We start from the raw sequence: 25802 nt of genomic DNA on the forward strand, positions 1-25802 counted from the left end.
AGAAGCCGCCTCATAACAAGAAAAAGCATGGGCCGCCGGGCCGACAGCGCACACGCAGCACACGCAGCATGCGCCGCTTCGCCCAGGACGGCCTCGTCAACAATCACATTCAGAGAGCGCAAGACATGAAGATTCTGGTTACTGGCGGAGTGGGCTACATCGGCTCGCATACCGTCGTCGAACTGCAGAACGCCGGGCACGACGTGGTCGTGGTCGATAACCTGTCCAACGCCCAGGTCTCGGTACGCGAGCGCGTCAAGCAAATCACCGGCAAGGACTTCGCCTTCGTCGAGGCCGACATCCGCGACCGCGCCGCGATGGAAGCCGCATTCGCCGAGCACAAGCCCGAGGCCGTGATCCACTTCGCCGGCCTGAAGGCGGTCGGCGAATCGGTGGCGCAGCCGCTGCGCTACTACGACAACAACGTCTCGGGCAGCGTGGTGCTGTTCGAAACGATGGCCAAGTTCGGCTGCAAATCGCTGGTGTTCTCGTCCTCGGCCACGGTGTACGGCGACCCGGCCTCGGTGCCGATCCGCGAAGACTTCCCGCTGCAGGCGACCAATCCGTACGGCCGCAGCAAGCTGATGATCGAAGACATCCTGCGCGACCTCGCCAAGGCCGAGCCCGACTGGCGCATCGCGCTGCTGCGCTACTTCAACCCGGTCGGCGCCCATGAAAGCGGCCTGATCGGCGAAGAGCCGAGCGGCATCCCGAACAACCTGGTGCCCTACATCGCCCAGGTCGCCAACGGCCAGCGCGACAAGCTGTCGGTGTTCGGCGGCGACTACGATACCCCGGACGGCACCGGCCTGCGCGACTACATCCACGTGGTCGACCTGGCGATCGGCCACGTCAAGACCCTGGACCGCCTGCAGAAGGAAGCCGGCATCGTCACCTACAACCTCGGCACTGGCCGCGGCAACAGCGTGCTGGAAATGGTGCGCGCTTTCGAACAAGCCAGCGGCCGCAAGATCGCCTACCAGATCGTCGACCGGCGCCCGGGCGACGTGGCCAAGTGCTACGCCGATCCGGCCAAGGCCACCGCGGAACTGGGCTGGTCTGCCCAACGTGATGTCGCTCAAATGTGCGCCGACGTATGGCGCTATCAAACCACAGCCAAATAACCCAAAGGATAGTCTAATGAAAGCCATGATTCTCGCCGCAGGCAAGGGCACGCGCGTCCGTCCGCTGACCTATGACCTGCCAAAACCCATGATCCCGCTGCTGGGCAAACCCGTGATGGCCTACCTGGTCGAACACCTCAAGAAGCACGGCGTGTCCGAAATCATGGTCAACGTCAGCTGGCTGCACGAAAAGATCGAAGAGTACTTCGGTGAAGGCGAGCAGTTCGGCGTCCAGATCGGCTACTCGTTCGAGGGCTATACCAAGGACGACGGCACCATCGTGCCGGAACCGATCGGCTCGGCCGGCGGCATGAAGAAGATCCAGGAATTCGGCGGCTTCTTCGACGACACCACCGTGGTGCTGTGCGGCGACGCGCTGATCGACCTCGACCTGAAGGCAGCGCTGCTGGAACACCGCCGTACCGGCGCAATGGCCACCGTCATCACCAAGGAAGTGCCTTGGGATAAGGTCTCGTCGTACGGCGTGGTCGTCACCGACGAGCAGGGCCGCATCCTGGAATTCCAGGAAAAGCCGAGCCAGGAAGTCGCCAAGTCCAACTTCATATCCACTGGCATCTATATCTTCGAACCGGAAGTCATCGACCTGATCCCGAAAGGCGAGGTGTTCGACATCGGTTCCGACCTGTTCCCGCTGCTGGCCGAACGCGGCCTGCCGTTCTATGCCCAGGGCCGTCCGTTCAACTGGCTCGACATCGGCACCATGAGCGACTACTGGGAAGTGCTGCAGGACGTGCTGATGGGCGAGGTCGCCCACATGGACGTGCCGGGCACCCAGATCAAGCCCGGCGTGTGGGTCGGCCTGAACACCAGTATCGACTGGGAAGGCACGGTCATCGAAGGTCCGGTGTATATCGGTTCCAACGTCAAGATCGAAGCCGGTGCGCGCATCGTCGGCCCGACCTGGATCGGCCACGGTAGCCACATCTGCGAAGGCGCGGAAATCGTGCGCAGCGTACTGTTCGAGTACACCCGGGTGTTGCATGATGTAACATTAAATGAAATGATTGTCTTTAAGGAATATAGTGTCGACCGTAAAGGTGAAATGAAGCACGCATCCGAATACTCTTCCGAAGAGTGGCTCAACGCGCGCGACCGCCGCCGTTCGCGCCGCAGGGAAGCGTCGGTCGAGAAGAATAACGAGTTAGTGAAAGAGAAAGTCAGCGCATGAAGATCTATCCAGTCATCCTCTCCGGCGGCGCCGGCACCCGCCTGTGGCCGTTGTCGCGCGCCGTCCTGCCCAAGCAGTTGCTGCCGCTGGTCGCCGACAAGACCATGCTGCAGGAAACTGCCTTACGCGTGGCCGGCTGGCCGGGGTTGATGGCGCCACTGGTGGTCTGCGGTAACGACCACCGCTTCATGGTGGCCGAGCAGTTGCGTGAAGTTGGTATCACGCCGCTCGGCATCCTGCTCGAGCCGGTCGGCCGCAACACCGCTCCGGCGGTGGCGGCGGCCGCCCACCACCTGAAGGCGATCGATCCCGAAGCCATCATGCTGGTGCTGCCGGCCGACCACGTGATCGACAACGGCGCGGCGTTCCGCGAAGCGGTCGAACGCGCCACCCGCCTGGTACAGGGCGGCGCGCTGGCCACCTTCGGCATCGTGCCCAAGACCCCGGAAACCGGCTACGGCTATATCCGCCGCGGCGAGCAGGTGGCCGATTGCGGCGAATGCTACAAGGTCGACCGCTTCGTCGAGAAGCCGGATGCGGCCACCGCCCAGGGCTTCCTGCAGGAGGGCGGCTACTACTGGAACAGCGGCATGTTCATGTTCCACGCCAGCCGCTATCTCGACGAGCTGGAGCAGCACGCGCCGGCTATTGCCGAGGCTGCTACCCAGGCGATGAGCGCCGCCTACCGCGACCTCGATTTCTGCCGTCTGGACGAAACCGCGTTCTCGGCCTGCCCGTCGGATTCGATCGACTACGCGGTGATGGAACACACCCGCGACGCCGCCGTGGTGCCGGCCGATATCGGCTGGAACGACGTCGGTTCGTGGTCGGCGCTGTGGGAAGTGCAGGCCAAGGATGGCAACGGCAATGCCCAGCGCGGCGACGTCTACCTGGACAACGTCAAAAATTCGCTGGTGCGCGCCGAAAGCCGCATCGTGGCCGTGGTCGGGGTCGAAGACATCGTCGTGGTCGAGACCCAGGATGCGGTGCTGGTCACCCACAAGGACCAGGTGCAGCGCGTCAAGGGGGTGGTGGATCACCTGAAGTCGAAAGAACGCACCGAGCACCTGCACCACACCCGCGTGTACCGTCCATGGGGCCACTACGAAGGCATCGATGCGGGCGACCGTTTCCAGGTCAAGCGCATCACCGTCAAGCCGGGCGAGAAGCTGTCGCTGCAGATGCACCACCACCGCGCCGAGCACTGGGTCGTGGTGTCGGGCACGGCGCGCGTGACCTGCGGCGACAAGGTCAGCCTGCTGTCCGAGAACGAATCGACCTACATCCCGATCGGCATGAACCACCGCCTCGAAAACCCGGGCAAACTGCCGCTGCACATCATCGAAGTGCAGTCGGGCAGCTACCTGGGCGAGGACGACATCGTGCGTTTCGAGGATATCTACAAGCGCGCCTGATGTACGCGTGATGTACCCGATGCAGGCTCCCATGCCGGCATGCAGTTCCCTTTCGACGGCCGCGCAAGCGGCCGTCGGTCTTTGCACCAGCCTTCCCAAAACGTGCGGCAATTGGATGCAGTAAGTGTCCACTTCACATGCTTCAACCGTGCGAAGTGGCGCGCGATCGCGGCATACAATGCACCGTCGAGGAACCAGCGAGGGGGCATCATGAAACCGATCGTCGCAGCAGGCCTCGTGTCTGCCGTCCTGGGCGGCTGGACACCGCAAGCGCTGGCGCAAGGCCAGCCCGATCCACTGCTGGACCGGGTCCTGTACGGCCAGCTCGAACGCTGGCTGGGGGCCGGTCCGCTCTATCTCCAGAACGTGTACACCTGGGAGCAGGGCGACGATTCGCTCGACTTCCATGCCGCGGCCGACAACCGCGGCAGCACGTTCACACTCATGCGCGTCAGCGACATGCGCGTAGGCGACGAGGATGGCAGCTGGCTGGTGGGCGGCTACAACCCGCTCAGCTGGTCATCAAGCGACAGCTGGCACGAGTCGCGCTTCGACTGGCAGCGTACCGGCTTCGTCTTCAACTACACCGATCCGGGCGTCTACCGCCAGGTGCTGAGCGACCACATCCTGCCCAGCCAGGGTCTGCGCCAGACCTATAACTGGCCCGATCACGGCCCCACCTTCGGCGCCGGCCCCGACCTGCTGGTCAATGACCGCATGGATACCGTGCTGTCGTGGCAGCTGACCTATGGCGATCCGGATTTCGAAGGGCGCAGCATCATCGACGGCAGCTATGGCGGGCAGTACATGCAGCTCGATGCGATGGAGCTGTACTCGATCTCGCTGGTGCCCGAACCGGGGCAGACCACCATGCTGCTGGGCGGACTGGCGGGGCTCGGCGCGCTCGGCTGGCTGACGCGCCGCAGGTGGCCGGCACAGCGCGCGGGGCTGGCGCCGGCCTGACACCACACCGGCCGGGATGGCGTCGCCGCTGACGCTGACACCATCCCGCCATATCGCACGACGCGGCAGCCGGCTGCCAGGCGCCGGGTGCATGTGCAGCTGTTCGCGTCGGTATGCAACGCGCCGTCCGGCGCGAGGAAGGTCCCGTGCTTCTCGTATTTCCTGTTGTTGTATAGATACTTCAAAAGATTAGTTCTTATGGACTAATTTCTAGTCATCAAGTTGTCAATATGTGCATTTACTATTCATTTTGCTAACGAATGCGGTATTTTCGTCTTGCATGACAACCAACAGGAAACCCATGACCACCTTCGCATTTTTCACGCCACGGCGCACGCTGCTGGCCACCCTGCTTGCCGGCTTTGCCGTCAGCGCCGCCGCCGCACCCGGCGACGTCGTCATCAGCCAGCTGTATGCCCACTCGAACAACAGCGGAGGCCGCTGGAGCCACGACTTCGTCGAATTGTTCAACCGCAGCGGCGCGCCCGTCAGCCTGAATGGCATGAGCCTGCAGTACCAGTCCGCCACCGGCTCGACTTGGAGCACGGTCGCGCCGCTGCCGGACGTGACGCTGCAGCCGGGCCAGTACTTCCTGTTCGTCGGCAAGACCGGCACCAACAGCGACGCCGCGTCGGTGGGCGAGGGCGATGCCACCAATAACGCGCTGGACATGGCCGGCGCCGGCGGCAAGGTGGCGCTGGCGCGCAACCGCAACGCGCTGCCGGCCGACGGCGGCGCCAACGTGGTCGACCTGATCGGCTACGGCAGCGCCAACCGCTACGAAAGCGCGGTCGCGCCGGCGCCGTCGACGGTCAACGCGCTGCACCGCGCCGCGCTCGGCTGCCAGGACACCGACAACAACCGCGACGACTTCAGCAGCGCGCCGGTGAACGGCCCACGCCGCACCAGCTCGCCACTCCAGACCTGCAACGGCGGTCCGGTAGTGCAGCCGATCGTGCTGACCTGCCCGGCAACCATCCAGGTGACCCCGGGCAGCGCCACGGGCGCGCTGCTGTCGGCGGTCGACCGCGACAGCATCGTCACCCGCGCCGCCATCGTCGCCGGCGCCAACCAGAACATCACCCTGGCCGGCTTCACCCCGGCGGTCGCGATCGGCGGCCAGGCCGAGGCTCGCCTCGAGATCGGCGCCGGCCTGGCCGGCGGCCGCTATCCGGTGCAGGTCGAGTTCGGCAACGACGACGGCCAGACCGAAAGCTGCACCGTCAACGTTACTGTTGCCGGCGAGCTGACCATTCCGCAGATCCAGGGTTCGGGCGCCACCAGCGCCTATGCCAACACGGTGCAGAGCACGCGCGGCGTGGTCACCGGCCGCGTCGGCAGCGGCTTCTTCATCCAGGACGTGAACGGCGACGGCGACCCGTCGACCTCGGACGGCATCTTCGTCTACAACTCGACCTTCGCCGCCGCGATCGGCGACCTGGTGCGCGTGACCGGCTCCGTCATCGAATACCGTCCGAGCGGCGCCCCGCGCAGCTACACCGAGTTCAGCAACGTGACGAGCGTCGAGCGTCTCGGCACCGGCCCGGCCATCGTCCCGACCAATATCGAACTGCCGAACGCCGACCTGGCGCGCTACGAAGGCATGCTGGTGCGCTTCACCTCGCCGCTGACCGTGAATGGCAACCGCAACCTGGGCGACCGCGGCGAACTGATCATGTCGTACGGCCGCCGCGAAGTGCCGACCAACCGCTACCCGGCCGGTTCGGCCGAGGCGCTGGCGCTGCACCGCGACAACGAAAATAACCAGATCGTACTCGACGACGGCATCTTCGTCGCCCCGGTCACCATTCCTTACCTGGACGAACAGGGCACGCGCCGCACCGGCGACGTGGTGCACGACCTGACCGGTGTGCTCGACTACGGCGCATGGGGCGGCGGCGGCGCAGGCTTCAAGCTGCAGCCGACCGTGGCCCCGGTATTCGTCGGCGGCAACGAGCGCACTCCGGCGCCAATCCTGCCGGCTGGCATCAAGGTCGCCAGCGCCAACGTGCTGAACTTCTTCACCACCTTCACCGACGGCCGCGACGCCTGGGGCCGCAGCGGCCAGGGCTGCACGGTCGGCAACAGCACGAGCGCCGGCAATTGCCGCGGCGCCGACAACACGACCGAGTTCATCCGCCAGCGCGACAAGATCGTGCAGTCGCTGACCCAGCTCGACGCCGATGTGGTCGGCCTGATGGAAATCCAGAACAACGGCGACACCGCCGTCGGCTACCTGGTCGAGCAGCTCAATGCAGCCACCCGTCCGGGCACCTATGCCGTGGTGCCGAAGCCGGCCGCGCTTGGCACCGACGCAATCCGCGTGGCGATGATCTACAAGCCGGCCGCGCTGACGCTGGCGGGTGGCGCGCTGTCGGACGCGGACAGCATCAACAACCGTCCGCCGATGGCCCAGACCTTCAAGGCCGCCAACGGCGCCAAGTTCTCGGTGATCGTCAACCACCTGAAATCGAAGGGCGGCTGCGGCGGCGCCGGCGCGGGCGACACCGATCCGGGCAACGGTGAAGGCTGCTGGGACCTGACCCGCACCAAACAGGCCGCGCGCCTGACCGATCACTTCATCCCGCAGGTGACGGCTGCCGCCGGTGATCCTGACGTGCTGGTGATCGGCGACCTGAACAGCTATGCGATGGAAAACCCGATCGCCCACCTCAAGCAGAACGGCATGGTTGACCTGCTCGAGCGCTTCGTGCGTCCGAACGGCATGCCGTACTCCTACGTGTTCGACGGCCTGTCGGGCTACCTCGACCACGCGCTGGCCAGCAGCTCGCTCGCATCGCAGGTGCAGGGCGCGGCCGAATGGCACAGCAATGCCGACGAGCCGGAAACCATCGACTACAACCTGAACGATACCCAGCAGGATCCGTATCGCAGCAACGCCTACCGCGCTTCGGACCACGATCCGCTGGTGGTGAGCCTGAACCTGACCCCGGCCTTCAGCGACGTCACCGGCTCGGTGAAGGTGGCCATCGGCGGCATGACGCTGAACCGCGTCACCGGCAAGTACAGCGGCAGCGTGACCATCACCAACACCGGCGGCGCCGCGCTGGCCGGTCCGCTCCAGCTGGTGCTGCAGGGCCTGCCGGAAGGCGTGCTGCTGGATAACCGCAGCGGCATGCAGGGCGGCGCGCCGTATCTGACGCTGCCGGCCGGCCTGGCCGCGGGCGCCACGGTGACCATCAACACCACCTTTACCAATGCCGCCAAGCGCAGCATCACTTACACCCCGCAGCTGGTCTCGGGTTCGTTCTGATCCGGTCCGACTTGAAAGGATAACGCCATGTTCAATATCAAAAACCTGTTCCTCCGTGCGCTGCTGGCGCTCTCGATCGCGGTCGGCGCCCCGGCGGCACTGGCCGGCCCGGTGTACCACGTCTCGCTCGACACCAGCTCGCTGGCCGGCAGCACCGGTTTCCTCGACCTCGGTTTCCTGGGTCTGGAAACGCCGAACCCGACTTTCGCCCGCCTGAACAACTTCAGCGGCGATTTCTTCGGCGCCCCGATCCTCGAAGGCGACGCCGTCGGTGACGTCGCCAGCGGCGTGGTGCTGGGCAACCGTACCGGCTTCAACTACTTCGACCAGGCGGTGCGCTTCGGCGGCCTGCTCAGCTTCGACGTCAGCTTCGAGACCGAGTACGAGCTGATCGGCACGACGCTGAGCGTGGCGCTGCTCGACAGCGACTTCCTCAACTACCTGGGCGCCGAAGCCCACCTGTTGACCATCGACGTGATGGCCAACACCCCGGCCGTGATCGACGTGCTGGCGCCTGGCCTGGTGTCGGTGGCCGAAGTGCCGGAACCGGGCGATTGGCTGCTGCTTGCCACTGGCCTGTTCCTGCTCGCCGCCACCCGCCGCCTGCAGCAGCGCCGCTGACGCCTCATCTGGCGCGGCCGCGCCGGGGGAACCGAAAAGCCACACCGTCCGCAAGGCCGGTGTGGCTTTATTTATATGAAAAACGTCTGAACTTATTAAGGAAATTATATTATTCAGGGCGGCAGGGTTGCGGCATAGTCGGTGTATTGCCCCGCAGATAAGCTTCGCCATGCCAGTCCAGGTCATCGTGTCCGCTTTCCATCCACCGCTTGCGCCGCCGCCACGCGCATGAGCCTGCTGTCCGGCGTCGAACAGGAGCAGCTGCTGCGCTGCATCGAATCCGGCATGGCGCTGGCCGACCACCACCAGCTGTTTCTCTGGGCCCAGGGACCATTGCAGGCGCTGCTGCCGCATGAGGCGCTGCTGTGCATCGGCGTCGATCGGGCCGGTCTGGTGACGCGTGTCGAGTGCTTGCACCACACGCTGCTGGACGGCGCGGCGCGCGCCTGGCTGATGAATCAACTGGGACCGGCGCTGGCCCGGGCCTGGTGCGCCGGGCAGCCGGCGCCGGCGCTGCTGGCACCGGGCGAGGGCGGCGTACTGACGGGTTGCGCGCCGCTGCTGCGCGCGAGCGGTTTCGACAATGCGCTGGTGCATGGCTGCATCCCGCCGTCAGGGGCCGGCAGCGTGTTCGCGCTGCTCGGCATGCCGCCCCATCCGCGTGTGCGCGATGGCTATCTGCTGCAGCTGCTGCTGCCTTATCTGCACATGGCCTGCCTGAGAATGCCGGCGGCGCCGGCATTCGCTCCAGGCGCGCAGGCGCCGCCGGCGCGCTTGCTCAGTGCGCGCGAGCGGGCGATCCTGGAACGGATCCGCGACGGCCGCACCAACGAAGAAGTGGCGCTGCAGCTGGGCATCAGCGCGCTGACCGTCAAGAACCATCTGCAGCGCGTGTACCGCGTGCTCGGAGTCGGCAACCGTGCGCATGCGGTGGCGCTCTGCCTTGCGCTGCGCCTGCTATGGCAGGACGCGGAAGAAAATCAGAGGCGTGCTTCGAGCGCGGCGCGGCGCGCGGCGTCGATGCGCCAGGCTTCGGCATTGCCATCGATGATGCGCAGGCTGTTGCAGCCTTCGGGGGCGCAGTCCGGCTGCGGCATGTTGACGGCGGCCAGCGTGACAACCGGTGCGGATACGGCATCGACCGGCGCGGCTGCAACGCCAGCGCCGGTTGCAGCCGGGCTGGCCTCGATGGCGCTGGCGGACGTGGTCGCCGCTGCGATGCTGGAGGTCTGGATATCCTGCTGGCCGCCGCAGGCGGTCAGGAGGGCGGTAAGGACAAGGGCGGAAACGGTGGAGAGGATCTGGTTTTTCACGGTGGACTCGACTCAAAACATGCTCTGCTGCAATGGAGCTTATTGTAGTGAGGAATGCTTTCCGTGCGTCAATTTATTACATTTGCGAACATAGAATACGGAACAGTAGTCTGCACATTAAGCGAAGTTGCCGCACGTTAATGCTGTTTTCATTTTATATCCACACGGAAACTTTTTGCCGCTTTGTGAAATCGATGCTCGGGCACAGTAACAGTGTGGTGTGCCCGCTACAGCTGAGTTGGCCGGGCATCCGAAACCGGGGTTCAGATGACAAGCCGTGATTCGCTTGACCACACTTTCACTGCGCGCGAAGATGAGCGCATGAAAAAACTTGCTCTCATTCTCCTGTTCGGTTGCGCCGCCTGTACCACCCAGGCGCAGGATCCCAAGCCAAACCCGTCGGCGGACAAGAAGCCGGTCGTGGCAGCAGCTGCGGTAAAGTTCGCATCGCTGGACGACATCCGGCGCCTGATCGGCACCCCGACCTGCAGCGACAACAGCCAGTGCCGTACCGTCCCGGTCGGCGCACTGGCCTGCGGCGGCCCGCAGGAATACCTGCCCTGGTCCACCCTGCATACGAATGAACGCGAACTGCGCACCGTTGCCGAGCGGTTCAAGGTGGCGCGCCAGGCCGAGATCAAGAACAGCGGCGAAATGTCGATCTGCATCCACCGTCCCGATCCGGGCGCCGTGTGCGTGGCCGGCACTTGCCAGCTGGGCGGCGGTTCGCCGGCAGTCTGACGTTCCTACCTTTTTCCTCGATCAGACTGGCGCCGCGTCACGCGCGCCGGCTGCCCAAAAAAAAGGCGCTGTCACCATTTTCTGTTGAATCGCGCGAACTGCTGAGCGAATCGATGGTCTGACCGATATCGACGCGACAGTGGGGGAGTGATGAAAGCGCAGGCCTTCGAACGATGGCTGGGACAGCTGGTGCAACTGAGCCGGGAGCAGCGCAGACGATTGCTGGCCATCTTGAGTCCGGCCGTCGAGCTGGACCGGGTCTGCGCAGTGATCGATGGTGCCAGGAAGCCGCATTGTTGCGTGCACTGCTGCGCACCGGGCCTCTACCGGCATGGCCGCGACCGCGGCCTGCAGCGCTACCGCTGCCGTAGCTGCGGCAAAACTTTTACGGTCTTAAGCGGCACGCCCCTGGCCCGATTGCGCCATCGTGCAAAATGGCTCGATTACCTCGGCAAAATGCTCGATTCGATCCCGGTTCGGCGCGCCGCCGATGCCGTCGGCGTGCATCGCAACACCAGCTTTCGCTGGCGCCATCGCTTTCTTCACCTCAGCAAGCACGACCGCCCGGATAGCCTGAACGGCATCGCCGAAGCAGACGAATTGTTCCTGCTCGAATCGCAAAAGGGTTCGCGTTGCATGGATCGTCCTGCGCGCAAGCGCGGCGGCGTCGCCGGCAAGCGCGGCATTACGAAAGAGCACGACTGCGTCCTCGTGGCGCGCGACCGCGAGGGTCGCACATTCGATTTCGTCCCGGGGCGCGGGGCCGTCACCAAGGCGCAGTTGCACCAGCATCTGCTGCCCGTACTCGACCAGGACGTGCTGCTGGTCACGGATGCCCATGCGGCGTACCGGATCTTCGCGAAGGAAGCCTGCATCACGCACGAATCGGTCAACCTGCGCCAGGGCGAGCGGGTGCGTGGAGCAGTGCATGTGCAGAACGTGAATGGCTACCACCGGCGCTTCCGGCAATGGCTGGCGCGTTTCAACGGCGTGGCATCGCGCTATCTGCCGAACTACCTTGGCTGGCGCTGGGCGCTCGATGGAGGACGCATCGGCGAGCCCGATGTCTTGCTCAGGGCGGCGATCGGTGCTTTCAACATCAAACGGTGACAGCGCCAAAAAAAACTGCGCGCCGAAGCGCGCAGTCTGCTTGATGCAGGGGCCGATGGCCCCGTTCCCGCTCCTGCTTAAATACCGGTGTCCTTCGCCTTCGCGCGCTGGCCGCGGTCGGCAACCGGAATCGGCTGGTTGGTTTCCACCTGGACCACGGTGGTGGCACCCACCGCGTTGTTGTTGTCCAGCAGGCGCACCGCACCCAGGTAGCGCTTGTTGCTGGCCAGGCCGGCCCAGCTGACCGGGATCGTTGCCTTGCCGCCAGCGTACACCTTGGCCGGGACCAGCGCCTTGAAGTTGCCGCCCTTGTCCGAGGTGGTCACGATCGCCGAATGGAAGCCGTACGTGGCCGGCTGGTTGTTGGCGGTGCTGTAGCCGATCACGCACAGGCGGTAGTTGCCCGGTGCCGGAGCGGCCAGCGTGATCCACTCGTCCGCACCGTCGTTGGCCGAGTAGGTGACCAGCGTGCCGGCCGAGTTCACCAGCACCATGTCGAGGTCGTCGCGGCCTTCGCCCGAGGTGTCGCGGCTGAAGGTCTCGAACTGCGCCGCCATGGTGCTGCTGGTGAAGGTCACCGGGATCACGTTGACGCCCGGCGCGCCGGTCACGCAGGCTGCGCGCATGGTTTCGACGGTGGTGATGGTGCCGGCCGGGGCCGGATTGATGGTGGCACTGGTGCGCACGATTTCCTTCAGCCCGCCAACCGCCGCGCTCATCTTGCCGTCGAAGCCGGTGGTGATGCTCATCGATTTGCTGCCGCTGGCCTTGTCGCTCGAGATGAAGGCCGGGGCGATGAGCGGCTTGCCGGAGCGGGCCACGATCGGGCTGCGCACCGAGTGGGCGCCGTCGGACCAGGTCAGCGAACCGTATTTCCAGACGTTCTCGGCGGCGCCGTCACGGGTCAGGGTGACGGTGTACGAGGCGCTGGCGCCGGCAGGGATGGTCAGGGTGGCCGGGCTGACCACGACCTTGAAGCCGTCCATCGGCGCGGTGCTGACGCGGTAGGTCGCCTCGGCGCCACCGACGTTGGTCACGGTACGGGTCACGGTCTGGGCGCCGAGCACGTTGCCGACCGCGATCGACGGCAGGTTCAGCTCGTAGCCGGCGATCTGGCCGCCCGCGCACTGGCTGGCGATGCCGGCGCCGCACATGTACTTGCGGTAGTCGGCAGGATCGATGTCGTACACCAGGCCCGGGTCGACCGCCTTGTTCGGGTTGATGTGGCCGGCGCCCTGGGCGAACGGCAGGATACCGCGGATGTCGCCGGTGAGCGCGTCCGGGAAGGTGTCGGTGGCGGTCGTCATCATGGCCGACTTGACCATGGCCGGGGTCCAGGTCGGATGTTCCTGGCGCAGCAGCGCGGTCAGGCCGGTCACGTGCGGAGCCGACATCGAGGTGCCCTGGTACGAGGCGAAGGCGACGTCCGGCACCAGGGTGCCGTTGATCAGATTGCTCTGCTGTTCGCGGGTCATCTCCGGCGACACGCCGGCGATGATGTCCACGCCCGGCGCGGTCATGTCCGGTTTGAGCACGTTGGCGTCGTAGCGGTTCGGGCCGCGCGACGAGAAGTTGGCCATGATCGGGGCTTTCACCGCCGAGGTGCCGATCACGAACTTGGTCATCGACGCCGAGGCATTGCCATTGGCGCGCACATAGGCGCGGATCACGGCGCCCTGTTCGGCGGTGACGTGGACGGTCGGCACCGAGTGCACTTCGGCCACCAGGCCGGTGCCGTTGTCGACCTGGATCATGCCGACGCCGCCGGCTTGCGCCACGGCCAGGCTCTTGTCGACGCGGGCATTGGTGCCGCGGGTGCAGACCACGATCTTGCCCTTGACCTTGTTCGGGTCGAGCACCGCCCGGCCACCGTTCTCGGCGGCGCTGTAGCACAGTGCCACGCGGGTCGGGTCGGCGCCATCCATGCCGGCCGCTTCGGCCAGGATCAGCGGTGCGTTGGGCAGCGGTGCCGCGTTCATCGAGGCGCCGGTGAAGCGCTGGCCATTGCTCAGCACCACATCCGCCTGCAGTTCGCGGTTGTGGGTCGAGGCGCCGATGGTGGCGTGCCATGGGCTGATGTGGGCGACCTGGTTGCCCGGGCCATCGTTGCCGGCCGAGGCCACCGCCAGTACGCCGGCGTTGGCGGCATTGAAGAAGGCTTGTTCGACCGGGTCGGTGATGCTGGTGCCGCCGCTGATCGAGAAGTTGATCACGTGCACGCCGTCGGTCACCGCTTTTTCGATCGCGGCCACGCTGTCGCCGGTGAAGCAGCCGTTGCGCTGGCCGGCGGCGATGCTGGTGTCGACGTAGGTCCAGCACACTTTATAGGACGAGATGCGTGCGCGCGGGGCGACGCCCGACATGGCGCCGACATTCACGCCGCCCATGGTCACATCGACGCCGAAGTTGCCGCCGGCAGTGGTCGAGGTGTGGGTGCCGTGGCCGCCTTCGCCGATATTGCCGCCGATCGAGTCGCGCGGCGAGTCGGTGAATTCGGTCCAGTGCGGGGTGCGGCCGCTGGCCTTGAAGCTGGTGTTGAAATACTGCGCGCCGACCAGCTTGTTGTTGCAGTTGGCGGCGGTGAAGCCGTTGCCGGTCTGGCAGTCGCCTTTCCAGCGCGAAGGCGGTGCGTCATATGCCACCGAGCCGTTGTTGTCGAAAGTCGGCTTGCCGTTGCTGTCGACGCGGTCGGCGTAGGACAGGTGTTCCGGCCACACGCCGCCGTCGACGATACCGATGATGATGTCTTCGCCGGCCGCGCCCTTGCCGCCGAGCTGGGCCCACAGGCCGTCCGGCTTGTCCAGGCCCAGGAACGAGTGGGTGTAGGTGGTGGTCAGCTCGCGCGGGGTGTCCGGGGTCACGGCGACCACGTCGCTGCGGCCGATCAGGGTGCGCACTTCGGCGTCGGTCAGCATGGCGGTGAAGCCGTTGAGCACCACGCTGTAGTCGTGCAGCACCGGGGCGTTGGCGACGCTGGAGCGCACCACGGCCTTTTTCTGGTCGAGGTAGCCGTTGTACAGCTGGACGCTCTGGGTATTCAGGTCCAGGCGCTGGCCGGCGCGCGGCTGGGTCGCGGCCAGGCCGGCGACGGCGCCGTCATACGAGGCGATTGGCTTGTCGGCCAGCTGGACGACGTAGGGGCGGCGTACATCGTCGGCCTGGACCGCCAGCGTCATGCTGGACAGTGCGAGCAGCAGCGCTGCGGAAAGTGGGCGGAGTTTCATGAAGTGATTCCTCGTTCGGTTCTCTGATGCGTTGTTGTCTGTTTTATGTGTGCAGCGGGCCCATCACGCCTTGCGGCGGCGCGCACCGGCGACCAGGCCGGCCAGGCCCAGGCCGAACAGCAGCGCGCTGGCCGGTTCCGGCACCGCGGTCAGTTCGATGTCGTCGATGCCGAACTGGCCCTGGTTGGTCACGAACGGGGTGCAGGTGCCGGATTGGCCGCATGCCAGGCCGAAGAAGGCGACCTGGACGAAGTCGAGGCTGGCGAACGCGCTCGGCGCCACGTAGTGGCCGAAGTCGAAGCCGTTCGTGCCTGGGCCGTCGAGACGGAAGTCGAGGTAGGTCGAGCGGCCATCGGCCAGCCAGCCCTGGACGCGCAGCAGGCCGGCGACGATCGGGTAGCTGGTCAGGTTGGGGTCGGCGCCGATGAAGCTGGCGTTGAAGGAATTGACGTTGAAACGCTGGCCGGCGGTGCTGGAGGTGACGTAGACGATGCTGTCGTTAAAGGCGCCGTAGTAGTAGCTCTCGTTACCCACCGGGCAGGCCATGTCCACGCACGCGGTCGGGTCGGTCCCGTCGATGATCGCGCCCACCGCGCTGCCCACCGCCGTGTAGTCAAGCGCCTCGAATAGCAGGTCGAAGCCCGCCTCGCTGTAGGTTTCGCCGCTGCCGATGGCCATGCCGTAGCCGGTTTCGAAGCCGATGACGCCGGCCTGGGCCGGTGCCGCCAGGGCGGCGGTGGCGAGGGTGGCGCCGAGGAGTTTGGTGAGGGTATTGCCGAGGGGAACTGCCACGTGCGATTTCCGGATCATGATCTGCCTTTATGTTTGAAATTTCTCTCGCCTGGGTACGGCGGGGCACAGCGCTTTGGCACCTGATGTGCTCAGGTTGAAAAGAAATATATCAATGGAAATAAGAAAAGTGTAAAAAAGTTTAACAACAGTAATTTTGAGTTTTCTTAACTTTTCTTGATTTAATTTGGTTTTCCCTATGAAAACATGCCCATTGGAAGCGAATTTCATGCGTATGAAATTTGCACCGTTTCCTAAGATCAATAAATGTGACGTGTAATAAATCGCTATTGCCATGCCATCGGCATCATGGTTTTTTGCAAAGAAGAGTTGTCGGCCTGCCGAGCCGCGTGGTAGCCTTCTTCGGCAATGCTTTTCACTGAAGCAATTTAGGAGTCGGTTGATGGTTTGTGCCAAGGGTTGTGCCAAGGGCTTCGCTGCCAAGCGGGGCGTCGCAGTAGATCCAGTTCGCCGTAGCGCCGGTTTCACGCTGCTGGAACTGCTGGTGGTGATCGTCATCATCGGCCTGCTGGCGGCCTATGTCGGTCCCAAGTATTTCTCGCAGCTGGGCAAATCCGAAGTCACCGTCGCCAAGGCCCAGATCGAGGCCTTCGACAAGTCGCTCGACACCTACCGCCTCGACGTCGGACGCTATCCGAACGCCGAAGAAGGCCTGAACGCGCTGATGACGGCGCCGCCCAGCGCCGGCGCCAAGTGGAACGGTCCCTACCTGAAGAAGGGCATTCCGCTCGACCCGTGGGGCAACGCCTACCAGTACCGCTCTCCCGGCAGCCGCGGCGAGTACGAGATCGTCTCGCTCGGCAAGGACGGCCAGCCCGGCGGCAGCGGCGACAACGCCGACATCTCTTCGCAATAAGCCGGCGCCTTCGACGCAGCCACCCCAGCCACCTATTTCACGCTCCACAGCATTCACGACGGGCCTTTCATGCAGTTCGCCGTTCGCACCCTTGCGCCCGACATGTCGATCTCGAACGAGATCGTCGACGCCGCCGACGAATTCGAGGCGCGCCGCCAGGTCGAGGCGCGCGGCCTGTTCGTCAGCGCGGTCGGTCCGGCGCGCTCGGGCGGCCTGCAGCTGACCCGCACGCGCGGCCCCAGACTCAATCTGGTGCTGTTCAGCCAGGAATTGCTGGCCCTGCTCAACGCCGGCCTGGGCATCGTCGAAGGGCTGGAAGCGCTGCTGGAAAAGGAAAGCGCGCCCGGTCCGCGCGGCGTGCTGGAACGCCTGCTGGGCGGCCTGCGCGAGGGCAAGCGCTTTTCCACGGTGCTGGGCGCGCAGCCGGAACTGTTCCCGCCGCTGTACGTGGGCATCGTGCGCGCCGCCGAAGGCACCAGCGACCTGCCGCGCGCACTGGCGCGCTACATCGATTACCAGCAGCGCATCGACACCGTGCGCGCCAAGATCGTCAGCGCCTCGATCTACCCGGTGATTTTGCTGATGGTGGGCGGCGGCGTCAGCGGCTTCCTGATCGGCTACGTGGTGCCGAAGTTCGCCGAGGTGTATCACGGCGCCGGACGCAGCCTGCCGTGGATGTCGCAGCTGCTGCTGGACTGGGGCCAGTTCGCGTCCAGCCACGGCGGCGCGATCGGCCTGGCGGCACTGGCACTGTTGATCGGCGCGGTAGTGGGCGTACGCCACCTGCTCAAGAGCGGCGGGGTGGCGCGCCTGCTGGCCAGGCTGCCCGGCATCGGCGAACGTGCCCGCATCTATGAACTCTCGCGCCTGTACCTGACGCTGGGCATGCTGACCGAAGGCGGGATCACCATCGTCGGCGCCATCGAGACCGTGCAGCCGATGGTGTCCGGCAGCGTGCGCAAGGGCCTGCAGGCGGCGCGCGCCGCCATCGAATCGGGCCAGCCGCTGTCGAACGCGTTCGAGGCCAACGGCCTGACCACGCCGATCTCGCTGCGCATGCTGCGCGTGGGCGAACGCACCGGCGAGATGGGGCCGATGCTGACCCAGTCGGCCGCCTTCTACGACGGCGAGATCGGGCGCTGGATCGACCGCTTCACGCGCACTTTCGAGCCGCTCTTGATGGCCGGGATCGGCCTGGTGGTGGGCGCCATCGTGGTGCTGTTATATATGCCGATCTTCGATCTGGCCGGAGACATGTCGTGAACGCGCAAGCAAACCTGCCGATAATGGAACAGAGCGTAGAAACACTCGACCCGGCGCTGTTGACGCGTGCCCGCGCCTTGTCCGCCAATTCGCGCCGCGGCCTGGTGGCCGAGCTGGAAGCGATCACCGGGCGCGAACCGCGCCAGCTGGTGCGCGAACTGGCGGCGCCGTTCGCGCTCGAGGTGATGGAAACCGGCGACATGCTGGGCCTGAGCCCGGCCTTCGACCTGCTGCCGCTGGCGCAGGCGCTGTCGCGCCACTGCGTGCTGCTGCGCCATGGCGACGGCCGCCTGAGCGGGGTGCTGGCCGACCCGTTCGACCTCGATCTGCAGACCTGGCTCGAAGCCCAGGCACGCGCCAGCGCCAGCCGCCCGCTGGCCCTGTGCCTGGCGCTGCAGTCCGACATCCAGGCCTACCTGTCCAAGCAGGAGGAATCGGCGCGCGCCGTCGACTCGCTGGTGGGCGGTGCCGGCGACGCCCGGCGCGACGGCAAGACCGCCGCCGTGCTGTCGTTCGCCTCGGTGTCGGAAAGCGGCAGCCCGGCGGTCAAGGTGGTCAACTCCACCCTGTACGACGCGCTGAAAGCGGGCGCCTCCGACATCCACCTGGAAAGCACTGCCGGCGGGCTGGCGGTCAAGTACCGCATCGACGGCGTGCTCGATCACGCCACCACCGTCGGCGGCATCGAACTGGCCGAGCACATCATCTCGCGCATCAAGGTGCTGGCCGAACTCGATATCGCCGAGCGCCGGGTGCCGCAGGACGGCAGCTTCCGGGTCGAGGCGGGCGGGCGCGAGATCGACCTGCGCGTCTCGATCATGCCCAGCATCCACGGCGAGGACGCGGTGATCCGTATCCTCGACAAGCGCGCCATGATCGAGGCCTACGGCTCGCTGACGCTGGAAGCACTGGGTTTCGACGCGCCTTCGCTGGTGACGCTGCGCCAGCTGGCGCAGGAGGCTTACGGCATGCTGCTGGTGACCGGCCCCACCGGTTCGGGCAAGACCACCACCCTGTACGCGGCCCTGACCGAGATCCACAACGGGCGCGAGAAGATCATCACCATCGAAGACCCGGTCGAATACCAGCTGCCCGGCATCCTGCAGATTCCGGTCAACGAAAAGAAGGGCCTGACCTTCGCCAAGGGCCTGCGTTCGATCCTGCGTCACGACCCGGACAAGATCATGGTGGGCGAGATCCGCGACCGCGAAACCGCCGAGATCGCGGTGCAGTCGGCGCTGACCGGCCACCTGGTGCTCACGACCGTCCACGCGAATAATGTGTTCGACGTGTTCGGGCGCTTCACCCACATGGGGATCGACCCGTATGCCTTCGTGTCGGCCCTGAACGGTATCTGGGCCCAGCGCCTGATCCGCACCAACTGCCCGCGCTGCGCCGAACGCTACACGCCGGGCGAGCAGGAATTGCGCTCGGTGCACCTGGAGCCGGCCGAGGTGGCGGATTACGTCTTCATGCGCGGCGCCGGCTGCGGCGACTGCCGCGGTACCGGTTACAAGGGTCGTCGTTCGATCGCCGAAATCCTGACCCTGAACGACGAGATCCGCGAACTGATCGTCGACAAGCAGCCGATCCGCCGCATTAAGGCCGCCGCCCATGCCAACGGCACCCGCAGCCTGCGCCTGGCGGCACTGGACCTGGTGCGGCGCGGCGCCACCACTATCGACGAGATCAAACGGGTGACCCTGCATGCGTAGGCCGACCATGAGACGGCTGGGACAGTCGCTGCGCATCGGCGTCGCCGCCAATGGCCTGTCCCTGGTCAAGACCGGGCGCCTGTTCGGCAGCGCGCCGCTGGCACTCAGCGAGCAGCCGCTCGACCTGTTCGCGCCCGATGCGCTGGCGCCGGGCCTGCGCATGCTGTTCAGTGACCTGCCGCTGGCCGGCTGGCCGGTGACGGTGGTGCTGGCCGACGACCTGCTGCGCCTGTGGCGGGTAGCGCCGCCGCCGGGCGCGACCCGCCTGGCCGACCTGGAAGCGGCGGCCGCGCTGCGCTTCCAGCACCTGTTCGGCGCCAGTCCGCTCGACTGGCGCATCAGTGCCGACTGGAGCGCGGACAACCCGTTCCTGGCCGCCGCCGCGCCCAGGGTGCTGCTCGACCAGTTGACGGCCGCGGCGAACGAACACCGCTTCCACCTGGTCGAAGTGGCACCGCAATTCGTCGCGGCGCTGAACCAGTGGCGGCGCGAGCGCCGGCCCGGGGCCTGGTTCGGCCAGGTGCATGGCGGCGTACTGACACTGGCCGCCTACGAAGGGCGGGCGCTGGCGGCGGTGCGTACCGCGGTGATTCCGCCGGGCGCCGACCGCGACTGGCTGGAAGCGCACGTCGGACGCGAGGCATTGCGGGTCGGGGTAGGGCGGCCGGAGCGCCTGCAGCTGTGCGGCGCCGCGCCATCGTCCTGGGCCAGCAGCCCGGGGCGCCTGAAGTTCGCCTGCAGCCTGCTCGAGAATATCGATGACGGCTGGTCGGAACTGGCGCGCCTGGCGCGCACCGGGAGCGCCGCATGAAACGCACGCGCATCGATTTCGCGCCGCCGGGCCTGCGTCGTACGCTGTTCCGCGCGCCGCCGCGCCTGGTATTCGTGGTGCCGGCGATCGTCACCCTGGCTGCGGCGGCGCTGGTGCAGGCCGACCGTTATGCCGAACAAAAGGCGGAGCTGGAAGCGCTGCAGGCCGCGGTCGCGGCGCGCAGCCAGGCGCCGGTCGCCATCAGCGTCGCCCCGCCGGCGCCGAAGATCGCGCTCAGCCCGGCCCAGGCCAGCGCCGTCAACGCCGCCGTCATGCAACTGAACCTGCCATGGCGCGACCTGGCCGAAGCGGTGGCCAGCGCCACGCCGGCCTCGGTGGCATTGCTGTCGCTGGAGCCGGACGCCAAACGGCGCCAGTTGCGCATCACCGCCGAAGCGCGCAGCAGCGACGACATGCTGGCCTATGTCAGCCGCATGCAGGCCGAGGAAGGTTTCAGCAGCGTGGTGCTGACGCGCCATGAAGTGATGGAGCAGGACCCGAACCGCCCGCTGCGCTTCCAGATCAGCGCACAATGGAGCGTAGCAGGGAGCGCGCCATGAAGACGATCACCGCAGCCGGCCTGCTGCTGCGCGCGCGCCTGGCGCTGGGCCGCATCAATCCGATGCTGGCACTGGCGGTAGTGCTGGTGCTGGCCGGCATCGGGGCGCAGCTGGCGCTGCTGCCGGCGCGCGAGCAGCTCGACCGGGATTACGAACAGGCGCGCCGGCTGGCACGCCTGCCGGTGCCGGTGGCGCCGCCTGCGGTCGCGCCGCCGCCCAGCAGCGACCAGAACCTGCAGCATTTCTATGCCACGCTGGGCGACCGCCGCGGCGTCGAACGCCAGCTGAAGGACGTGTTCGCGCTGGCGGCCAAGCACGGCCTGAGCCTGTCGCAGGGCGAATACCGCAGCGCCCAGGACCGCAACGCAAAACTGACCACGTACCAGGTGAACCTGCCGGTGAAGGGCAGCTATGGCGCCATCCTCGGCTTCGCCCTCGACGTGCTGCGCGCGATGCCGCACGCCTCGCTCGACGACGTCGCATTCCGCCGCGACGCCATCGGCGACACCGGCGTCGAGGCGCGCCTGCGCCTGACGTTCTACTTGTCCGCGGCAACCACGGGAGCGCCGCGATGAAGCCGCGTCACATCGCGATGGGCGCGGCGCTGGTGCTGGCCGCGGGGCTGGTGGTCTTCGGCGACAGCACGCCCGAGGATGCGGTAGCGGAGCCGGTCGAGCGTGCGGCGCAGGCGCCCGCAGCTGCACCCGCCGACAGGCCTATAAGCGCGCCTGCAAGCGCGCCGGCATCGTCGGGCGCAGCGGGCGCATTGGGTGAAATCGCGGTCCAGAGACTGCTGCCGCGCGAGACCCTGATCGGCGCGGGCGAGGACCGCTTCGGCGCCGGCGAGAATGCGCTGTTCGCCCGCCAGGACTGGACCCCGCCGCCACCGCCGCCATCGAACGAACCGCCGCCGCCACCGCCGCCCCCGAGCGCGCCGCCGCTGCCGTACACCTTCATCGGCAAGTCGCTGCAGGACGGCCAGTGGGAGGTGTACCTGGAGCGCGGCGACCGCACCTACCTGGTGCGCGACAAGACCACGATCGACGGCACCTACCGGGTCGATGCGATCCGTCCGCCGGTCCTGACCCTGACCTACCTGCCGCTTGAGCAGGTCCAGCAGATCAATATTGGAGTATTCGAGTGATGGTTCGTTCCCGGATTCATGGGTTGGCGCTGGCGTTGTTGCCCTTGTTGCTGGCCGGCTGCGCCGCGCAGCGCGCCTACCAGGATGGCAACGCGCTGGTGGCGCAGGACCAGGTGGCGGCCGGCCTGGCCAAGTACCAGGAAGCGGTGGCCGCCGACCCGGGCAATCCGGTGTACCGCGCCGCCTATCTGCGCGCGCGCGACGGCGCCACCCGGCGCCTGATCGAGGGCGCCGACGGCCGCCTCGCCGCCGGCCAGGCCGACGCCGCGGCCGAGGACTACCGGCGCGTGCTGGCGATCGACCCCGGCAACGACCGCGCCCGCGCCGGCCTGCGCCAGGTGGAAGCCGACCGCCGCCACGCCACCATGCTGGAACAGGCGCGCGCCGCCTTCGACAAGAACGATCTCGACGGCGCGCGCGCGACCCTGTCGGCGCTGCTGACCGAACGTCCGGCGCACGAGCCGGCGCGCCAGCTGCTGCTGCAGGTCGACGAGAAGGCCGCCATGCGTCCCGGCGCCGACGGCACGCTGGCGGCGGCCTACCGCAAACCGATCAGCCTCGAGTTCCGCGACGCCCCGCTCAAGCAGGTGTTCGAGATCATCGCGCGCCATTCGGGCCTGAACTTCGTCTTCGACAAGGACGTCAAGGCCGACGGCCGCACCTCGATCTTCCTGAAGAACAGCACGGTGGAGGCGGCGGTGTATTACCTCTTGATGACCAACGGGCTTGAACGCCAGGTCATGGACGGCAATACCATTTTGATCTACCCGAACGTGGCGGCCAAGCTGCGCGAGTACCAGGAGATGACGGTCAAGACCTTCTTCCTGGCCAATGCCGAAGCCAAGAGCATCGCCAATACTTTCAAGACCATTCTCAAGGCGCGCGACGTGGTGGTGGACGAGAAGCTGAACCTGGTGATCCTGCGCGACAACCCGGAAGCGATCCGCATCGCGACCCAGCTGGTGGCGCTGCAGGATGTGCCCGAGCCCGAAGTCATGCTCGACGTCGAGGTGCTCGAGATCAAGCGCAACAGCGTGATGGACCTCGGTATCGCCTGGCCGAGCGCGCTGTCGTTCTCGCCGCTGCAGACCCTGAACGGCGCGCGCCTGACGATCGACGACCTGCGCACCTTCAACAGCAGCAACATCACGGTGGGCCCGATCGGCGCCACCGTGGCCGCCAACAAGACCGACGGCGACACCAACACCCTGGCCAATCCGCGCATCCGCGTGCGCAACAAGGAAAAGGCCAAAGTCGTCATCGGCGACAAGATCCCGAACATCTCGGCCACCGTGTCGTCCGGGATCGGCGGCTTCGCTTCGGAAAACGTCAACTACATCGACGTCGGCCTGACCCTGAACGTGGAGCCGACCATTTACCTGAACAACGAAGTGGCGATACGCATCTCGCTCGAGGTGAGCAACCTGGGCGAATCGATCACCACCAGCAACGGCAGCGTGGCCTACCGCATCGGCACCCGCTCGGCCACCACGCTGCTGCAGCTGAAGGATGGCGAGAACCAGGTGCTGGCGGGCCTGATCAGCAACGAAGACCGCACCAGCGGCAGCAAGGTGCCGGGCGTGGGCGACCTGCCGGTGCTGGGGCGCCTGTTCGGCAATACGCGCGACCAGACCGACCGTACCGAGATCGTGCTGTCGATCACGCCGCGCATCGTGCGCGGGGTGCAGCGTCCGCCGGCGTCGGCCTCGGAATTCGGCGCCGGCACCGAAGCCAGCTTCCGCCGCCGTCCCGACAACGTGGTGCGGGTGGTGGTGCCTGATTCGCGCGCGGTGGCGCCGGGCGCGCCGGTGGTGCTGGCGCCCGGTGTCGTGCCGGGCCAGCAGATCGTGGTGCCGACGCCGGTGCAGGGCCAGGCCCAGCCCCAGACCGTGGTGCCGGCGACCTCGGTGCCGCCGTCGGCACTGCCGGTGACGCCGCAACTCGGTTCGCCGCAATCGGGTCCGCCGCCATCGGCGCCGCTGACGCCGGCCCCGCCACCACCTGAACCGGCGACCCAGGAAGTCGAGATCCAGCCGGTGGCCTATCCGCCGGGCGTGACCCCGCCGCTGCCGACGCGATGAACGCGCTGCGCCGCCGCGGCTTTACGCTGATCGAACTCTTGGTGACGCTGGCGATCCTGGCGCTGCTCGGCACCCTGGTGCTGCCGGTGGCCGAGGTTACCGTGCAGCGGCGCGACGAGCAGGAATTGCGGCGCGCGCTGCGCGACATCCGCAGCGCTCTGGATGCCTACAAAAAGGCCGGCGACGAAGGCCGGGTGGCCAAGGCGGCCGGCGCCAGCGGCTATCCGGCGCGCCTGGAACTGCTGGTGGAAGGCGCGCCCGACCTGCGCAGCCCGAAGGAAGCGAAGATCTACTTCCTGCGCCGTTTGCCGCGCGACCCGTTCAACCCGGATGCGGAATTGAGCGATGCCGAGACCTGGGGCAAGCGCAGCTATGCCAGCGAACCGGACGAGCCGCGCGAAGGCGACGACGTCTACGATGTGCATTCGAACTCCGAACGGACAGGCCTGAACGGCATCCCGTACAACAAATGGTGAACACGATGGATAGAGGTAAGCACAGCGGTTTTACCTTGATCGAGCTGCTGGTGGTGCTGGGTATCGTCGCACTGCTGCTGACGCTGGCGGTGCCGCGCTTCTTTCCGAGCGTGGACAGCGCGAAAGAGACGATCCTGATGGACAATCTGCGCAGCACGCGCGCCGTGATCGACCAGTACCGCTCCGACACCGGGCGCTATCCGGACTCGCTCGAGCAGCTGGTCGAGAAAAAATACCTGCGCGAGATTCCGCTCGACCCGATCGCCGAAAGCCGCGAGACCTGGATCCTGGAGGCGCCGCAGGAAGGCGAGCAGGGCGCCGTGGCGAACGTGCGCAGCGGCGCCGCCGGCAACGACCGGCGCGGCCGGCCGTTCCTCGAGTGGTAGCGAAGCGGATACGCCAGGCCGGCTTCACCTATCTCGGCCTGGTGATCTTCGTGGCCATCGTCGGCCTGGTCGGCGCGGCCACGCTGAAGGTCGGCTCGCTCCTGCAGCGCGCGGCGGCCGAGGAAGAATTGCTGGAGATCGGGGCCGCCTTCAGCGCCGCGCTGGACAGCTACGCCGCCGCCACGCCGCGCGGCGCCACGCCGTATCCGCCGTCGGTCAAGGAATTGCTGAAGGACCCGCGCTTTCCCGGCGTGCGGCGCCACCTGCGCAAGGTGTTCGTCGATCCGCTCACCGGCAAGGCCGAGTGGGGCATCGAATACCTGGGCGGGGGCGAAGTGGGCATCGTCGCCTTCCACAGCCTGTCCGACGCGCAGCCGCTGAAGATCGCCAACTTCGACAGCCGCTTCCGCGGCCTGGACGGCAAGGAAAAGATCTCGCAATGGCGCTTCACCGCCAGCGAACGCAGCCTGGCGCCGGCGGCGCTGGCGCCAAGCCAGCCGGGAGCGCCCGCCGCCACGCCGCCCGCAACAACCGCGCCGCCGCCGGCGCCGGCGCCGGTCGAGGAACCGCCCACGCCGCCGGAGCCGGAAACGCCGCCGGAAGACGCAAAAGAAGAAGCGAAGGACGACGCGAAGGAAAATACTCAGGAAGAGCCACCGGCACCTGAGCCGGCCCAAGACGGCGAGAACGCCGAGGAGACGCCGGCGGCGCCCCCTGTACGCTGAT

At 66.6% G+C, this 25802-nt stretch carries 23 protein-coding genes; 20 read left to right on the forward strand and 3 right to left on the reverse strand.

The genetic code is table 11. The features are described from left to right. Nucleotides 1-125 precede the first annotated feature (125 nt). From galE to RTQ83_RS14160, 9 genes are all read left to right on the forward strand, one after another. Complete coding sequence (gene galE, locus RTQ83_RS14120; protein ID WP_312515704.1) at nt 126-1124, forward strand: UDP-glucose 4-epimerase GalE; 999 nt, start codon at nt 126-128, stop codon at nt 1122-1124. 16 nt (nt 1125-1140) lie between these two features. After that, nucleotides 1141-2313 (forward strand): NDP-sugar synthase, encoded by a 1173-nt coding sequence (locus tag RTQ83_RS14125; protein ID WP_312515706.1) that lies wholly within the window; start codon nt 1141-1143, stop codon nt 2311-2313. After that, entirely contained in the window at nt 2310-3728 is a 1419-nt protein-coding gene (locus RTQ83_RS14130) for a mannose-1-phosphate guanylyltransferase/mannose-6-phosphate isomerase (protein ID WP_312515709.1), read from the forward strand. The genes RTQ83_RS14125 and RTQ83_RS14130 overlap by 4 nt, the downstream gene beginning before the upstream one ends. 210 nt (nt 3729-3938) lie before the next feature. Further along, nucleotides 3939-4691 (forward strand): PEP_CTERM-anchored TLD domain-containing protein, encoded by a 753-nt coding sequence (locus RTQ83_RS14135; protein WP_312515712.1) that lies wholly within the window; start codon nt 3939-3941, stop codon nt 4689-4691. A 301-nt stretch (nt 4692-4992) separates the two neighbouring features. Next, the gene (locus RTQ83_RS14140; RefSeq protein ID WP_312515715.1) at nt 4993-7965 is read left to right on the forward strand and encodes an ExeM/NucH family extracellular endonuclease; all 2973 of its coding nucleotides are present in this window, start codon (nt 4993-4995) and stop codon (nt 7963-7965) included. 27 nt (nt 7966-7992) lie between these two features. Continuing rightward, complete coding sequence (locus RTQ83_RS14145; protein ID WP_312515718.1) at nt 7993-8586, forward strand: NF038129 family PEP-CTERM protein; 594 nt, start codon at nt 7993-7995, stop codon at nt 8584-8586. A 228-nt stretch (nt 8587-8814) separates the two neighbouring features. After that, entirely contained in the window at nt 8815-9993 is a 1179-nt protein-coding gene (locus RTQ83_RS14150; RefSeq protein WP_312515720.1) for a LuxR C-terminal-related transcriptional regulator, read from the forward strand. Between the two features lie 227 nt (nt 9994-10220). After that, a complete protein-coding gene (locus RTQ83_RS14155) occupies nt 10221-10640 on the forward strand; it encodes a hypothetical protein (RefSeq protein ID WP_312515722.1) in 420 nt (139 codons plus the stop codon). Nucleotides 10641-10790: 150 nt separating this feature from the next. Continuing rightward, nucleotides 10791-11750, forward strand: coding sequence for an IS1595 family transposase (locus RTQ83_RS14160; RefSeq protein WP_312515725.1), 960 nt, complete (start codon nt 10791-10793; stop codon nt 11748-11750). A gap of 77 nt (nt 11751-11827) precedes the next feature. Here the strand turns inward: RTQ83_RS14160 and RTQ83_RS14165 are convergent, their stop codons facing one another. The 3 genes from RTQ83_RS14165 to RTQ83_RS14175 all read right to left on the reverse strand — a co-directional run bounded on the left by RTQ83_RS14165 (nt 11828) and on the right by RTQ83_RS14175 (nt 16285). Beyond that, nucleotides 11828-14974 (reverse strand): S8 family peptidase, encoded by a 3147-nt coding sequence (locus tag RTQ83_RS14165; RefSeq protein ID WP_312515728.1) that lies wholly within the window; start codon nt 14972-14974, stop codon nt 11828-11830. Nucleotides 14975-15037: 63 nt separating this feature from the next. Next, nucleotides 15038-15766: an NF038120 family PEP-CTERM protein gene (locus RTQ83_RS14170; protein WP_312515731.1), complete on the reverse strand. Its 729-nt coding sequence runs from the start codon at nt 15764-15766 to the stop codon at nt 15038-15040. A gap of 27 nt (nt 15767-15793) precedes the next feature. Further along, nucleotides 15794-16285 carry a hypothetical protein gene (locus tag RTQ83_RS14175; protein WP_312515801.1) on the reverse strand — a complete coding sequence of 164 codons (492 nt, stop codon included), beginning with the start codon at nt 16283-16285 and terminating at the stop codon, nt 15794-15796. Here RTQ83_RS14175 and gspG point away from each other — a divergent pair. The 11 genes from gspG to RTQ83_RS14230 all read left to right on the forward strand — a co-directional run bounded on the left by gspG (nt 16167) and on the right by RTQ83_RS14230 (nt 25801). After that, complete coding sequence (gene gspG, locus RTQ83_RS14180) at nt 16167-16640, forward strand: type II secretion system major pseudopilin GspG (protein ID WP_409456114.1); 474 nt, start codon at nt 16167-16169, stop codon at nt 16638-16640. The two genes, RTQ83_RS14175 and gspG, sit on opposite strands and share 119 nt — an antisense overlap. Before the next feature lie 69 nt (nt 16641-16709). Beyond that, on the forward strand, nt 16710-17903 hold the full coding sequence (locus RTQ83_RS14185; RefSeq protein WP_312515734.1) for a type II secretion system F family protein: 1194 nt from the start codon (nt 16710-16712) through the stop codon (nt 17901-17903). 23 nt (nt 17904-17926) lie between these two features. Beyond that, nucleotides 17927-19618: a GspE/PulE family protein gene (locus RTQ83_RS14190; RefSeq protein ID WP_312515737.1), complete on the forward strand. Its 1692-nt coding sequence runs from the start codon at nt 17927-17929 to the stop codon at nt 19616-19618. A 7-nt stretch (nt 19619-19625) separates the two neighbouring features. Then, nucleotides 19626-20429, forward strand: a complete 804-nt coding sequence (locus RTQ83_RS14195) for a hypothetical protein (protein ID WP_312515742.1) — start codon at nt 19626-19628, stop codon at nt 20427-20429. Continuing rightward, nucleotides 20426-20989, forward strand: a complete 564-nt coding sequence (locus RTQ83_RS14200) for a PilN domain-containing protein (protein ID WP_312515745.1) — start codon at nt 20426-20428, stop codon at nt 20987-20989. Before RTQ83_RS14195 ends, RTQ83_RS14200 begins: the two co-directional genes overlap by 4 nt. Then, nucleotides 20986-21564 carry a hypothetical protein gene (locus RTQ83_RS14205; protein WP_312515748.1) on the forward strand — a complete coding sequence of 193 codons (579 nt, stop codon included), beginning with the start codon at nt 20986-20988 and terminating at the stop codon, nt 21562-21564. The genes RTQ83_RS14200 and RTQ83_RS14205 overlap by 4 nt, the downstream gene beginning before the upstream one ends. Next, a complete protein-coding gene (locus RTQ83_RS14210) occupies nt 21561-22133 on the forward strand; it encodes a hypothetical protein (protein ID WP_312515751.1) in 573 nt (190 codons plus the stop codon). The genes RTQ83_RS14205 and RTQ83_RS14210 overlap by 4 nt, the downstream gene beginning before the upstream one ends. Further along, nucleotides 22133-24214: a secretin and TonB N-terminal domain-containing protein gene (locus RTQ83_RS14215; RefSeq protein WP_312515798.1), complete on the forward strand. Its 2082-nt coding sequence runs from the start codon at nt 22133-22135 to the stop codon at nt 24212-24214. Before RTQ83_RS14210 ends, RTQ83_RS14215 begins: the two co-directional genes overlap by 1 nt. After that, on the forward strand, nt 24211-24690 hold the full coding sequence (locus tag RTQ83_RS14220) for a type II secretion system protein (protein WP_312515753.1): 480 nt from the start codon (nt 24211-24213) through the stop codon (nt 24688-24690). Before RTQ83_RS14215 ends, RTQ83_RS14220 begins: the two co-directional genes overlap by 4 nt. A gap of 5 nt (nt 24691-24695) precedes the next feature. After that, the gene (locus RTQ83_RS14225; protein ID WP_312515756.1) at nt 24696-25076 is read left to right on the forward strand and encodes a prepilin-type N-terminal cleavage/methylation domain-containing protein; all 381 of its coding nucleotides are present in this window, start codon (nt 24696-24698) and stop codon (nt 25074-25076) included. Next, nucleotides 25070-25801 (forward strand): type II secretion system protein, encoded by a 732-nt coding sequence (locus RTQ83_RS14230; RefSeq protein WP_312515759.1) that lies wholly within the window; start codon nt 25070-25072, stop codon nt 25799-25801. The genes RTQ83_RS14225 and RTQ83_RS14230 overlap by 7 nt, the downstream gene beginning before the upstream one ends. The last annotated feature ends 1 nt before the right edge of the window (nt 25802 follow it).

Source organism: Massilia sp. (assembly GCF_031995545.1).
Lineage (GTDB): Bacteria > Pseudomonadota > Gammaproteobacteria > Burkholderiales > Burkholderiaceae_D > Telluria.